14 protein-coding genes are annotated in these 12,035 nt (G+C 73.6%); 7 read left to right on the top strand and 7 right to left on the bottom strand.

The window, feature by feature from the left end; all coding sequences use genetic code 11:
• The first annotated feature begins 106 nt into the window (after positions 1-106).
• On the top strand, positions 107-823 hold the full coding sequence (locus ACWDCZ_RS30055) for a chitinase (RefSeq protein ID WP_449817474.1): 717 nt from the start codon (positions 107-109) through the stop codon (positions 821-823).
• Between the two features lie 152 nt (positions 824-975).
• Positions 976-1,377: a hypothetical protein gene (locus ACWDCZ_RS30050; protein WP_049658920.1), complete on the top strand. Its 402-nt coding sequence runs from the start codon at positions 976-978 to the stop codon at positions 1,375-1,377.
• Positions 1,378-1,441: 64 nt separating this feature from the next.
• Here ACWDCZ_RS30050 and ACWDCZ_RS30045 read toward each other — a convergent pair whose 3' ends face one another.
• Positions 1,442-2,425 (bottom strand): oxidoreductase, encoded by a 984-nt coding sequence (locus ACWDCZ_RS30045; RefSeq protein WP_449817473.1) that lies wholly within the window; start codon positions 2,423-2,425, stop codon positions 1,442-1,444.
• A 73-nt stretch (positions 2,426-2,498) separates the two neighbouring features.
• Here ACWDCZ_RS30045 and ACWDCZ_RS30040 point away from each other — a divergent pair, with 73 nt between their 5' ends.
• Positions 2,499-2,921, top strand: a complete 423-nt coding sequence (locus tag ACWDCZ_RS30040; RefSeq protein WP_449817472.1) for a MerR family transcriptional regulator — start codon at positions 2,499-2,501, stop codon at positions 2,919-2,921.
• Between the two features lie 92 nt (positions 2,922-3,013).
• Positions 3,014-3,775 (top strand): DUF6215 domain-containing protein, encoded by a 762-nt coding sequence (locus tag ACWDCZ_RS30035; protein ID WP_449817471.1) that lies wholly within the window; start codon positions 3,014-3,016, stop codon positions 3,773-3,775.
• A 23-nt stretch (positions 3,776-3,798) separates the two neighbouring features.
• On the opposite strand, the gene ACWDCZ_RS30030 is transcribed toward ACWDCZ_RS30035, so the two are convergent.
• Positions 3,799-4,677 (bottom strand): hypothetical protein, encoded by an 879-nt coding sequence (locus ACWDCZ_RS30030; RefSeq protein ID WP_449817470.1) that lies wholly within the window; start codon positions 4,675-4,677, stop codon positions 3,799-3,801.
• Between the two features lie 50 nt (positions 4,678-4,727).
• On the opposite strand from ACWDCZ_RS30030, the gene ACWDCZ_RS30025 reads away from it, so the two are divergent.
• Both ACWDCZ_RS30025 and ACWDCZ_RS30020 read left to right on the top strand, forming a co-directional pair.
• Positions 4,728-6,074 (top strand): tetratricopeptide repeat protein, encoded by a 1,347-nt coding sequence (locus tag ACWDCZ_RS30025; RefSeq protein WP_449817469.1) that lies wholly within the window; start codon positions 4,728-4,730, stop codon positions 6,072-6,074.
• Positions 6,075-6,196: 122 nt separating this feature from the next.
• Positions 6,197-6,868, top strand: coding sequence for a DsbA family oxidoreductase (locus ACWDCZ_RS30020; protein WP_049653142.1), 672 nt, complete (start codon positions 6,197-6,199; stop codon positions 6,866-6,868).
• 40 nt (positions 6,869-6,908) lie between these two features.
• Here the strand turns inward: ACWDCZ_RS30020 and ACWDCZ_RS30015 are convergent, their stop codons facing one another.
• The gene (locus ACWDCZ_RS30015) at positions 6,909-7,586 is read right to left on the bottom strand and encodes a hypothetical protein (protein ID WP_449817468.1); all 678 of its coding nucleotides are present in this window, start codon (positions 7,584-7,586) and stop codon (positions 6,909-6,911) included.
• Between the two features lie 268 nt (positions 7,587-7,854).
• Between ACWDCZ_RS30015 and ACWDCZ_RS30010 the strand changes: the two genes are divergently transcribed.
• Positions 7,855-9,828 (top strand): serine/threonine protein kinase, encoded by a 1,974-nt coding sequence (locus tag ACWDCZ_RS30010; RefSeq protein WP_449817467.1) that lies wholly within the window; start codon positions 7,855-7,857, stop codon positions 9,826-9,828.
• A gap of 36 nt (positions 9,829-9,864) precedes the next feature.
• Here the strand turns inward: ACWDCZ_RS30010 and ACWDCZ_RS30005 are convergent, their stop codons facing one another.
• The 4 genes from ACWDCZ_RS30005 to ACWDCZ_RS29990 form a co-directional block, all read right to left on the bottom strand.
• Positions 9,865-10,137 carry a hypothetical protein gene (locus tag ACWDCZ_RS30005; RefSeq protein ID WP_449817466.1) on the bottom strand — a complete coding sequence of 91 codons (273 nt, stop codon included), beginning with the start codon at positions 10,135-10,137 and terminating at the stop codon, positions 9,865-9,867.
• A gap of 91 nt (positions 10,138-10,228) precedes the next feature.
• Positions 10,229-11,203 carry an N-acetyltransferase family protein gene (locus ACWDCZ_RS30000; protein ID WP_449817465.1) on the bottom strand — a complete coding sequence of 325 codons (975 nt, stop codon included), beginning with the start codon at positions 11,201-11,203 and terminating at the stop codon, positions 10,229-10,231.
• 35 nt (positions 11,204-11,238) lie between these two features.
• Positions 11,239-11,568, bottom strand: coding sequence for a hypothetical protein (locus tag ACWDCZ_RS29995; protein WP_449817464.1), 330 nt, complete (start codon positions 11,566-11,568; stop codon positions 11,239-11,241).
• Positions 11,569-11,673: 105 nt separating this feature from the next.
• Complete coding sequence (locus tag ACWDCZ_RS29990; protein WP_049653135.1) at positions 11,674-11,928, bottom strand: hypothetical protein; 255 nt, start codon at positions 11,926-11,928, stop codon at positions 11,674-11,676.
• Positions 11,929-12,035 lie beyond the last annotated feature (107 nt).

Raw genomic sequence — 12,035 nt, 5'->3', positions numbered from 1 at the left:
CCTTTTGCGCGAATCTGCGCGTCCCCGCGAACCGTCCCGAGCCGTCGCGAGTCCTCGCGAGCGAAGTGCCGCCCCCGCCAAGGAAACCCGAGGAACGAGGAAACCGATGAAGCTTTCCCGCACCCTGTCGCTGGCGGCCTCCGCCGCCGTGCTGAGCACCCTCGCCGTCGCCGGCCAGACCGCCCCGGCCTCGGCCGCCGGCTCCTTCGTGGTGAGCGAGGCCCAGTTCAACAAGATGTTCCCGAACCGGAACGCCTTCTACACGTACAAGGGCCTGACCGACGCCCTGGGCGCCTACCCGAAGTTCACCACCACCGGCGACACCGCGACCCGCAAGCGCGAGGCGGCGGCCATCCTGGCCAACGTCAGCCACGAGACCGGCGGGCTGAAGTACATCGTCGAGCAGAACACCGCCAACTACCCGCACTACTGCGACACTTCGCAGTCGTACGGCTGTCCGGCCGGGAAGTCCGCGTACTACGGGCGCGGGCCGCTCCAGCTGAGCTGGAACTTCAACTACAAGGCGGCCGGCGACGCCCTGGGCATCGACCTGCTGCACGACCCGTACCAGGTCGAGAAGAACCCGGCGACGTCCTGGAAGACCGCGCTCTGGTTCTGGAACACCCAGAACGGCGCCGGGCGGATGACGGCGCACGACGCCATCGTCAACAACAAGGGCTTCGGCGAGACCATCCGCACCATCAACGGCGCGCTGGAGTGCGACGGCAAGAACCCGGACCAGCGCAACGACCGGATCAACCTCTTCAAGCAGTTCGTCGGCGTCCTGGGCACCGACGTGGGCGGCGGCAACCTCTCCTGCTGACGGGCGCCTCGGCCGCCCGGTGCACGGGGTCCCGGTGCGGCCGATCAGCCCGTTCATCGAACGTCGACCGCCCGTCGACCGCTTGTCCACGCCCCACCCCGACCGTGATCACCTGCCGGCCACCGGGGCCGGCCCCCTCCGAGGAGCTGAAAATGATCACGAAGCGGATCGCACGGGCGTCGACACTGGCCCTGGCAACCGCCGCACTGGCCGGTACGTTCACCGTCGGCGGCGCGGGCAACGCGTTCGCGGCGTCGGGCGGCGGCTGCAACGGCAGCACCCAGCAGGCGTGCGTCAGCGTCAACGGGAGCACCCTGGTCGCCGACGCGTACACCAACTTCGCGAACTCCAACTGCACGGTCGACCTGGTCCTGTACGACCGGAGCACCGGCTACCGGTGGGACACGATGGCGGGCTGCGGGCTCGGCTGGTCCCACTACGTCGGCACGCAGGTCCCCAACCCCACCCCGGGCCACGTCTACCAGACCCAGCTCATCGTCAACTGGGGCGCCGGGAACGTGGGCGTCACGTGGAGCCCCGAGCTGACCGCCTGACGCCTCCGGGCCGTCGCGGAGCGGGAAGTCGGCCGGGCCGACTTCCCGCTCCGTGTTCGGCGGCTCAGCGGGGCACCGGGGTGGCGCCGGTCGCGGCCAGCGAGAGCTCCCAGAGGCGGGCCGCCCCGTCCGGGTCGACGGCGTACGGGCGGACGCCGCCGTCGTCCATCGGGGTGCCCGGACCGGCGGGGCGCGCGACCTCGCAGTCCTCCAGGTAGAGCCCGCCCAGGCCGTCGAGCAGCGGCGAGGTGGCCGCCCACAGGCCGGTGGCGGCGCCCTGGGAAGGGGACTTGAAGTCCGCGCCGATCACGGTGCCCCGCTCGTCCACCCAGCCGCGCTCGACCTGCTCCTGCCGGGTCATCTCCCGCTGGAGCCCGGTGATGATCTTCCCGGGGTGGAGCGCGAACGCCCGGACGCCGTCCGCCCGTCCGAGCGCGTCGAGGTGCACCGCGAACAGGGCGTTGGCGGTCTTGGACTGGCCGTACGCCAGCCACTTGTCGTAGCCGGTGCGGAAGTGCGGGTCGTGCCGCCGGATGTCCGTCAGGAAGTGCCCGGCCGAGCTGTTGACGACGACGCGGGCGCCGTCCGGGGCGGCGGCCAGCAGCGGGTACAGCTCGCAGGCGAGCAGGAAGTGCCCGAGGTGGTTGGCGGCGAACTGCCCCTCCCAGCCCGGCCCGACGCGCCGCTCGGGGGTTGCCATGACCCCGGCCACGGCGAACAGCAGGTCAAGGCGGTCCGTGGCCTCGCGGACCAGCCCGGCGGCGGCGTGGACGCTCGCCGGGTCGGCGAGGTCCATCGGGACGATCCGGCTCCCGGTCCCCGCGAGCGCGGCGCGGGCGGCGTCCGGGCGGCGGGCCGGGACGATCACCTCGGCCCCGGCGGCGGCCAGCGCCCGGCTGGTCTCCAGGCCGAGGCCGGAGTAGCCGCCGGTGACGACGGCGGTGCGGCCGGAGAGGTCGAGGCCCGCCAGGACCTCCTCGGCGGTGGTGGCGGCGGAGAAGGGCGAGCCGATCGGCTGCTGCCGGCGCTGGAGCTGAGTGGTGGTCATGGCGCTGACCGTAGGAAGTGGAGCGCGGTCTAGATCAAGTCCCGCCCCGGTGTTCTTCCTATGCTCTGACGACATGACGGAACTCAGCATCGGCGAGGTGGCCGAACGCACCGGGCTCAGCGTGCACGCCCTGCGCTTCTACGAGCGCGAGGGGCTGCTGGTCGGCCCGGTGCGGCGCACGGCGGGCGGGCGGCGGCGGTACGCCGTGCTGGACGTGCGGTGGCTGGAGATCTGCGTCAGGCTCCGCGAGTCCGGCATGCCGCTCGCCGACCTGCGCCGCTTCGCCGAACTGGTCCGGCAGGGCCCGGGCAACGAGGCCGAACGGCTGCGGCTGCTCGACGCCCACCGGCAACGGGTCGACGAGCGGATCCGGGGGCTGGAGGAGTGCCGCTCGCTGATCGCCTGGAAGACCGCCGTCTACGCCGACCACCTGGAGCGCGGCGAGGCCGCCGGGCTCTGGGACCCGACGGCGGAGAACCGGTCGGCCCGGGCCTGATCCGCCCGGCACCACGGCCGGCGCTACCATCGGCCCGGCTCATGGGGTCCTCGGGTGCCCGGGGCGGGCCACTCGAACAGGGGGATCCAGGAATGGCGTCCGACGCGGCCGACACCACCGACGCCGCAAACACAGCCGACATCGCCGACATCGCCGACATCGCCGGAACGACCGACGGCGACGCGACGACCGGCACCGCCGACGGCACCGGCACCGGCGCCCGGAAGCGCGGCGGCCGACCGGGCCTCCGGACGGCGGCCGCGGCGGCCCTGGCCGTCGCCCTCCTGGGCGGCCTGTGGGGGCTGGGGTTCCTCCACCTCCCGAAGCCGGGGCACGAGCCGGGCGGCCCCGGAAAGCCGGCCGAGTGCGCCGCGCCCCGCCCCACCGACAAGCCGGGCTACCCGGCGCTCTGCGCGGCGCTCAACCGCCCCGACCTCCCGGCCCTGCTGGGCACGCCCGAGGACCGCGTCACCGTCGCGCAACCGGCGCCGATCACCTTCGGCACGGACGTCATGGCGGAGGTGCGGCTCACCCACACCGTCGTGAGCCTGCTGGACAGCAGCACCTCGCTCGAGGACACGCGCGACATGCGGCGGGTCTACACCTGGCCGGCCACCGTCCTCGGCCACCCCGCCGCGACCTACTGGTCCAACGCGACATCGGTCATCCCCGGCGGGAAGCTCGGCCCCGCCACGCGGAACATCGTCGTCGCCCAGGACCCGGCGGCGCCCGGCGGACGGGCCTTCGAGGTCGTCGTCTTCCGCGACGACGGCCTGACGCCCGACGAGGCGACCCTGACCCGGCTCGCCGAGACGGTGCTGCCCACCGTCCCGGGCTGGGTCCCGGCCCCGTAGCCGGACACAGCGGGCCTCCCCCCTCAGGCGTCTCCCTCGTCCTCGTCCTCGTCCTCGTCCTCGCCGTAGGGCGGGATGGTCCAGCGCAGGACCGTCCCGCCCGCCCCGTCGGCTTCGAGGGTGACCGGGAAGGCCTGGCCCCAGTCCCGCCCGCCGTGGTGCCGGACCGCGTGGTCGCCCTGGCACCAGTCGATCCCGAGCACCTGGCAGCCGCCGACCTCGATCGCGCCCACGTGCAGCGGGTGGTGCAGGCCGGCCCGCCGGAAGGTGAAGTAGTCGACGTGCTTCTCCACCGAGGTGGCCACTCCCCTGCCGGGCAGGCCGCCCCGCCAGGTGCTGATCTCGGCCTCCAGCGCGACCGCCTCCGCCACCGGGAGGTCGAGCCACCCGTACGGCCCCCCGTCGCCGTAGAGCGCGGGCATCCGTTCGCCGCCGAACCGCGCATGGGCATCGGCCTCGTACCGGCCCCAGTAGGAGAGGTCGGCGAGCCCGTCGGCCGGTTCGTCGTCCAGGCTCGTCCACGCGTCCAGCCCGACGGCGTCGCCGACCACCATGCCGCTCCGGTCGACCGGCAGGTCCCCGAGCAGCACCGGGCCCTCCGCACCCTCCGGCCAGGGCAGGCCGAGGGCGATCTCCAGCGTCGCGATCGTCGGCTCCTCGTCGAAGGCCGAGGGCTCGGTGGTGGCCCGCACCGCCAGCGGCCGGTCGGCGGCGGCCGGGACGGCGACCGCCTCGCACTCCTCGTCCCGCAGGTGACCGCCTCCCGTCTTCGCCGCCGCCGCGACCCGCACCGGCAACGGATCCCCCAGCTCCCGCCAGTAGTCGATCCAGGTGGCCATGCCGAGCACCACCACCCCGGAGGGCGCGGTGACGAATCCCAGGTCAACGAAGGTTTCGGGCATCCGTCGATTATCTCCGGGCAGGACGTCGCCCCGTCGCCTAGCCTGGCCCGGTGAATCTTGACGATCTCGCGTGGCAGCGGCAGTTCGACGGCGGGATAGAGCCCGCCATGGCGGAATACCTGGCCCGACAGGGGCAGTTGGAGCTGCTGATCGAGACCGCACGGGACCGCGGTGAGTGGTTCTGCGCCGAGGTGGCGGTCGGTGAGCTGTGCGAGGCGGGGGAGTTCGAACGGGCCCTGACGGTCCTGGAGCCGTTCGTCGCGGTCGGCTGGCCGTTCGCCGTACGGGAGTCCGCCACGATCCTGGTCCGGCAGGGCCGGATCGAGGAGGGGCTGGCGCTGGTGCGTCCGGACGCGGCCGGCCTGGAGTCGGCGTTCGACTGCCGCTGGTTCGCCGGGGCGCTGGTGGAGGCCGGGCGGGTGGACGAGGCCATCGAGGTACTCGCGCCCCACCTCGGGGAGCCCTGGATCCTGGAGTCCCTGGTCGATCTGACCAGGGGGGAGAACCGTGACGCCCGCGTCCTGGAGCTGCTCGCCCCGTGCGCCGAACGGACCCTGGGCGGCGCGGCGGACTGCCGGTGCTCCGCGGCCGGGGGTCGGCGCGAGTGCCGGCACCAGCCGTCGGAGGTGCTGGTGAAGTACAGCCGGGTCCTGGAGCGCATGGGCCGGGCGGACGAGGCGATCCGGCGGCTGGGCCCGGTCCTGCCCGCCGTCCCGGGTATCGCCTGGCGGTACGCGGAACTCCTCGCCGACCAGGGCCGGTTCGAGCAGCTGCGCGAGCTGGCCACCGGCGAGCACGCGGGGCTCGCCCTGAACCAGTACGCGAAGGCGCTGGAGGAGCAGGGCGAGCTCCGGGAGGCCGAAGCCGTCCTGCACGAGGCCCTGGCAACAGACGCCGAGTACACTCGCCGACGCCTCATGGCCTTCCTGGCCCGCCAGGGGCGCCTCGACGAGGTCGTCGACGTCGGACGGCCCACGTACGAGGACGCCGAAGGGAGCCTCCTCCACAAGGCGATCGACCTGCTGATCAGGGCGGGCAGCCCGGAGCGGGCGCTGGAGCTCGTGGACGGCCTCGGCGCCGCGTACGTCGAGGCGCATGCCGACGTCCTGGGCTACACCCGGCTGCGCCTGCTCGCGAAGGCCGGGCGCTACGCCGAGGGCATCGCGGAGGCGCGGGCCCTGAGCGAGCGGGAGCCCGGCCAGTGGGACACCACGCTGGCCTGGCTGCTGGATCTGGACGGCCGGCCGGACGAGGCCCTCGACCTGCTCCGGTCGTCCACCGAGCGCGAGGCCCACCGGGCGATCGCCCAGATCCTGACCAGGCACGGCCACTACGCCGAGGCCGTCGCCGTCATCCCCACGGTGTCCGCCCAGCGCGAGGCCTGGGGCCGGGACTGAGACAGGAGGCCGCCGACCGGCCGGCCCGAATAGTTCAGTGAGAGAAATATTCAGGTGGACGGAGGCGTTCCGGCAGGAGCAGGCGCGGGAGGTCCGCGCGAGGCTGGAAGGAGTGCGGCGCCGTGCGCGTGGAGATCTGGACCGACATCAACTGCCCCTGGTGCTACATCGGCAAGGCCCGGTTCGAGCAGGCACTGGCGGCGTTCCCGCACCGCGAGGAGGTGGAGGTCGTCCACCGCTCCTTCGAGCTGGACCCGCGGGCGCCGCACGAGGCCCGTCCGGTCGTGCCGCTGCTCGCCGCCAAGTACGGGATGAGCCTGGAGCAGGCCGAGGCGGCGGAGGCCCGGATCGCCGAGAACGCGCACGCCGAGGGCCTGCCGTACCTGCGCGAGGGGCGCGACGCGGCGAACTCCTTCGACATGCACCGGCTGCTGCACTTCGCCGAGGAGCACGGCCGGCAGGGGCAGCTGCTGGACGCGCTGTACCGGGCGAACTTCGCCGAGGAGCGGTCGGCCTTCGAGGAGGGCCGGCTGGTCGAGCTGGCGGTCGAGGCCGGGCTGGACGGCGAGGCGGCCGCGGCCGTCCTGGCCGACCCGGAGGCCTACGCGGAGGCGGTGCGCGAGGACGAGACCACGGCGAGCGCCATGGGTGCGACGGGCGTGCCGTTCTTCGTCCTGGACCGGCGCCTCGGCGTCTCGGGCGCCCAGCCCGCGGAAACGTTCACCCGTGCACTGGAGCAGGCCTGGGAGAGCCGGGTCGCCCTGCCGCTGACCCCGCTCGCGCCCAAGGAGTGAGGCGGGGCGGAGCAGGAAGTCGGCCGGGCCGACTTCCTGCTCACCCGGCTTGCCAGCGGTGGGCGTAGACGATGTGCAGGCTCGCCGGAACGCCCTTGGCCGCCCGCCCGGAGCCCCAGCCCTCGTGGTCGAGCTCGATGCAGTAGTGCTCGTCGGGCCGCCACCCGAAGCGCCACCCGGGCGCCTCGCGGGTGAACTCGTGGAGCTGGGAGCCCGACCAGCGGAAGGCCGTGGGACTGCCGGTGACCACCAGCGTGTGGGCGGCCCCGGAGAAGCGGAGCCGGTCCCGCCAGCCGGCGAAGCGGTGGCGTTCGTAGTCGATCTCCTCGTCGGACGGGAAGTCCGTCACCGGCAGGTCGACGGTGTGCGGCGTCCCGGCGCCGAGCCGCGCCCGGACCTCCTTCCAGCGCGACGCGGGGAAGCCCAGGCTGTGGTGGACCAGCAGGAGATCCAGCCGGTCCTCGGACGGGACGTGACCCAGCCCGGCCGGACCGGTGTTGGCCCGCAGCGGCAGGTGCACCAGGGAGCGCCGGGAGCGGGCCGCCAGGGCCCAGGCGGTGGCCAGGTCCTCGGCGCCCTGCCGGTCGAGGTGCAGGTGCATGTACGTGCTGCTCGGGCCGGCGTGGAGGAAGGCCCCGGTGGGCGGCCGGGCCGGGGTGACCACCCGGTACTCGTCCCGGCCGAGCCGCACCCGGTGGATCCTCGTTCGCAGTCTCACCGGGTCTTCGTACCGGAGACCGGCCCGGGCTGTCCCGCGGTTTTCCTCCGGCCGGGGCCCCGCGGCGCTGCTCCGCCACGAGCCAGGCACCCCGGGGTGTCCTTGCGGGATCCGGCTCCCTGCCCGGCCGGAGCCGCCCCGCGCGACAGTTCCGAAACATTCAACCCCCGTGTGTAAAAAGACCATTGAGGCCACCTCGTCGCCTGGCACACACTGTGCACCGACGCCCTTCCGGGGGCGGGGTCATGACACACCAGGGGGTAGGGGCATGATCGACAAGGACACCGTCCTCAACCACCGGTACCGGCTGCTGGAGCAGCTCGGCCGCGGCGGGATGGGGACGGTCTGGCGCGCCCGGGACGCCGTCACGGAACAGGACATCGCCGTCAAGGTGCTCAACCCGGGCCTGCTGGAGGATCCGACCGCCACCGAGCGTTTCCGCCGGGAGGCGAAGGCCGTCACCGGAATCGGCCACCCGGGCGTCGTGGGCGTCCACGACTACGGGGAGAGCGGTGCGGAGGGCACCGACAGTACGGACGGCACCGACGGCCCGAAGGGCGCCGGCACCGGCCCGCGCTACGCCTACATCGTGATGGACCTGGTCGAGGGCCGGCCGCTCAGCGCGGTGCAGAAGGACGAAGGGCCGATGCCGCCCGAGCGGGCCCTGGCCATGGTGGCCACCGCACTGGACGCCCTCCAGGCCGTCCACCAGTCCGCCATCGTCCACCGCGACGTCAAACCGTCCAACCTGCTGGTGCGCGAGGACGGCGCCGTGCTCGTCGCCGACTTCGGCCTCGCCCTGGCGATCGCCGACTCCAAACTCACCACGTCGAACGGATTCATCGGCACCGCCTCCTACGCCTCCCCCGAACAGGTCGACCCTTCTCCCGACAACCCCGTCACACCCGCCGCCGACCTCTACTCGATGGGGGTCGTCTGTTACGAACTGCTGGTCGGGAAGCTGCCGTTCGAGGGCGGCCGCGCCATGCAGGTCGCGTACAAGCACGTCAACGAGCCGGCGCCGGAGCTGCCGGACACCTTCCCGCCGGCCGTCCGGGCGCTGGTCGCCAAGGCGCTGTCCAAGGCGCCGGAGGACCGGTACGAGAGCGCCGCCGAGATGGCGGCAGCGGCACGAGCGGCGGTCGGACTGCCGGCCGGGGACGCCGCACAGCGGCCGGTCAGGCTGTGGAAGAGCGCCCCGAGGACGGGCGGTGCGGGCCCCGCTCCGCGGAACGAGCCGGTCCCCACGGCCGAACTGGTCGTGAAGGTGTCCCCGGTCGTCCAGGCGGACCCTCAGCAGACGGCCGAGCAGAGCCGCCGCTCGCGGCGGCGCCGCCTGCTGGTGCCGGTGATCATCCCGGTCGTCGTCTCGTTGGGCACGGCGGGCGCCCTGCTGGTCGACCGCAACCCGTTCAGCGCCGACGCCGCGCCCGGAAGCCGGTCGACCACCGCCGTGACCGCCCCGCCGCCCGGGGGCACCGGTGTCCCGGACACCGCTGCCCCCGTCGAGACCCCGGCCGCCACCCCGGCGGGCGACCAGCCGCCGGGGACCACCCCCGACCAGCAGACGCCGCAGCAGCAACGGCCCGTGCCGCCGGCCTCCTCCGGCGGCAACGCGGGCAACGGCGGCAACGGCGGAGGCGCGAACAACGGAGGCGCCAACAGCGGCGGCACGACCGCCGGACAGACCGGGGGCACCCAGCCCCGCCAGTCAGCGACCAACAACCCCGCCCCGCAGCCCCCAGCGCCCAACCCCGCCACCCAGCCTCCGGCACAGACCTCCCCCGGCGGGACCACCGCACCCCCCGGCGGCGGCAGCACCCCGCCGCCGGAGTCCCCGGCCCGCCCGGCGGAGTGCGGCGGAACCAACTGGACGCGCATCATCGGCGTCCAGTCCGGCCTGCCGATCGGGCTGGCCAACGACAACCTGAACGCGAGCAACCCGGTCGTCCTGGGCGGCGCCACGCAGTACGGCTGGGTCGTCAGCTACGACAACTGGAACGAGTACCACGCCTGCAACTCCGCAGGCTACCGCCTGATCAGGGGCGCCCCCTTCAACAACGCGGTGACCCTCGGCAACGGCCTCGACTTCGCGTACCGGTGGACCGTACAGCCCGCCGCCTCGGGCGGGTACACCATGCGTGACGGCACCAACTGCATGACCGCCGGCGCGCGGGGCAAGCCCATCACCATGACCACCTGCACCGACGACCTCGCGAGCCAGCTGTGGAAGTTCCAATGACCACAGGGGTGTCCACGCGCCCGCACGGCCTCGCAGTCAGCGGACCGGAAGGCCTCGCGAACGGGCGGCGAGCCAGGCGGCGGCACGCTCTCGTTCCTCGCGGTTGGAGGAGCGACCGTCGTGACCCGCGATCCACTCCAGGTGTCGCAGGACGTTCTCCGAGCGGTCCGGGTCGCGCACCGCGAGCACGTCGATGCCGGTCTCGCCCGTCGAGGCGCCGACGTACACGCTGCCGTCCAGGGCCATCATGCCGAAGCCCGGGTGGCCCGAGTGCACGCCGAGGAACGCCGATGCCGCGGCTCGGCCCATGATGTCCCAGCGGTCCAGGAGCCGGACCCGGGTCCACTGCGCCGGTGCACGGGTGCGGCCGTGCCGGGTGGCTCCGGGGTGCTCCGGGCGCTCAGTCGTAGAAGAACTGGCGGAGGTCCTCCGCCGAGCCCGGGCCGAACAGGAAGGTCTCGCACCCGGCGAGCGCCCGGGGCGGTGGCGGCCCGTCGGCGGGGAGCCGCCGCAGCCAGGCCGCGCCCTGCTCCCCCACCGCGTGGACGGCGGAGAGCAGTTCGGCCATCCCCGCCGGGCGGGGCGGGGCCGCTCCGGTGACGGGGGCGAGCTCCCACCCACCGGCCCGGGCGGCGAGCCGCACCGCGCCCGCCCAGGTGGCGATGTGGCAGAGGCGGTTGCGCAGGGGGAGTTCGACGGACGGGTCCAGGTACCCGAGTCCGACGGTCGCGGCGGCGAGGTCGTCCATCACCCGGCGCTCGACGGGGGTACGGATCCAGTGGCCCTCCTGGGCGTCCTCGATGGCGGCGCTCCACCACTCCCAGGCGCTGTCGAGGCGGGCCGCCGCCTCGGACTCGGCCTCGGCCGCTGTCCGCGAGGGAGGACCCGGCCGGGACGCCTGCGGCCGGTACAGGTGGAACAGTTCCGGATCACCCTCGTCGAGGCCCTGGACGAGGCCGACCGGCTGCCACCCGGCCCGGTGCAGGAGCCGTCGCATCGGCTGGTTGGAGACGTTGGTCGAGGTGAACAGCTTCGGGGTCTCGCAGGAGGCCGCCGCGGCGTCCAGCAGCCGGCGGCCGACGCCCCTGCCGCGCGCGGCGGGCGAGACCATCAGCATCGTGACGAAGCCCTGCTCGAAGAACGTGTACTCGGTGACGCAGTAGCCGAGGAGCCCGGACGCGTCTTCGGCCACGAGCACCGGGCCCGGGGCCTGCCGGCACCACCGCCGGATGCCCGCCGCCCGCTCCTCGTCGCCTTCGAGGGCGACCGAGTCGATACCGGTCAGCCCATCCGCGTCCGCGTCGGTGCCGCGCCGAACGACGAAGTCGCCGAAGTCGCCGAAGTCGCCGAAGTCGCCGAAGTCCACTGTGTCCATGGGGACATGCTGCCAGGTGGCTCCGGTACGAACCTCTACTGCGGCCCCGCTCCTCCGTAAACGACCCGGGGGTGCAACCGGGTCGCCTGCCAGGGCGATTTACGGCCGGCGGCCTCGCGGTAGGCGACGCGCTGGACGGCGAAGAGCAGCCGGTAGAGGTTGAGGGCGGTGTCGGAGTCGTCGGCGGCGAAGCCGAGGTCGTGGACGAAGTTCTCGAGCTTGGGCCAGTCGAAGTCGTCGGGGACGGGCGGGGCGACGGCGACGCCGAAGAGCGCGTTGAAGGCCGCGGCCACGGCGTAGTGGGTGGCGGCGAGGGCGTTGAGGACGTCGGGGTCGGCGGCCGGGTCGAGGACGGGGTCGGGCACGTCAGGTCTCCTCTTGGTCGGGCCTTGCAAGCTTGAGCGTGGTGACGACGCCCAGGGCGACGGTGGCGAACGCCAGGGCGAGGAAGGAGAGGAAGGCGGCGGCGATCAGGAACCGCACGAGCGCTCGCGGTCGGCGTCGAAGAGGAGGGTGAGGAGGTTCATCAGCGTCGAGGCCGGCGCCGTGTTGAAGGCGACCAGGACGCGGCCGTCCATGGTCGTGTCCGTGGTGGCGGAGGGGAAGATCAGGCCGAACGCGCGGCCGCGCTCCTGGAGTTCGGCGAGGAGGATGCGGACCTGGTCCTCGGTGTAGCCCCGGATGCGGGGGTCGGTGGGCTGCATGGGGAAGCGGCGACGGTTCACGCGGAGGCCTCCAGTGTGAGGTGGACCGCCGGGCGAGGTGCCAGCCTGTGGGCTGGTCCTTTTCCCAGCGGCCTCCTCCCGAACCCGTCGTGCGACGTTAACCGCAA

This window comes from Kitasatospora sp. NPDC001225, from assembly GCF_053597855.1.
Note: the sequence above shows the minus strand (reverse complement) of the source record. Positions and strands in the feature narration are given on the sequence as shown.

Bases quoted from the DNA above. Each gene is read 5' to 3' on its own strand.
- ACWDCZ_RS30055 (WP_449817474.1), top strand. From the start codon at position 107: ATGAAGCTTTCCCGCACCCTGTCGCTGGCGGCCTCCGCCGCCGTGCTG.
- ACWDCZ_RS30050 (WP_049658920.1), top strand. From the start codon at position 976: ATGATCACGAAGCGGATCGCACGGGCGTCGACACTGGCCCTGGCAACC.
- ACWDCZ_RS30045 (WP_449817473.1), bottom strand. From the start codon at position 2,425: ATGACCACCACTCAGCTCCAGCGCCGGCAGCAGCCGATCGGCTCGCCC.
- ACWDCZ_RS30040 (WP_449817472.1), top strand. From the start codon at position 2,499: ATGACGGAACTCAGCATCGGCGAGGTGGCCGAACGCACCGGGCTCAGC.
- ACWDCZ_RS30035 (WP_449817471.1), top strand. From the start codon at position 3,014: ATGGCGTCCGACGCGGCCGACACCACCGACGCCGCAAACACAGCCGAC.
- ACWDCZ_RS30030 (WP_449817470.1), bottom strand. From the start codon at position 4,677: ATGCCCGAAACCTTCGTTGACCTGGGATTCGTCACCGCGCCCTCCGGG.
- ACWDCZ_RS30010 (WP_449817467.1), top strand. From the start codon at position 7,855: ATGATCGACAAGGACACCGTCCTCAACCACCGGTACCGGCTGCTGGAG.
- ACWDCZ_RS30005 (WP_449817466.1), bottom strand. From the start codon at position 10,137: ATGGGCCGAGCCGCGGCATCGGCGTTCCTCGGCGTGCACTCGGGCCAC.
- ACWDCZ_RS30000 (WP_449817465.1), bottom strand. From the start codon at position 11,203: ATGGACACAGTGGACTTCGGCGACTTCGGCGACTTCGGCGACTTCGGC.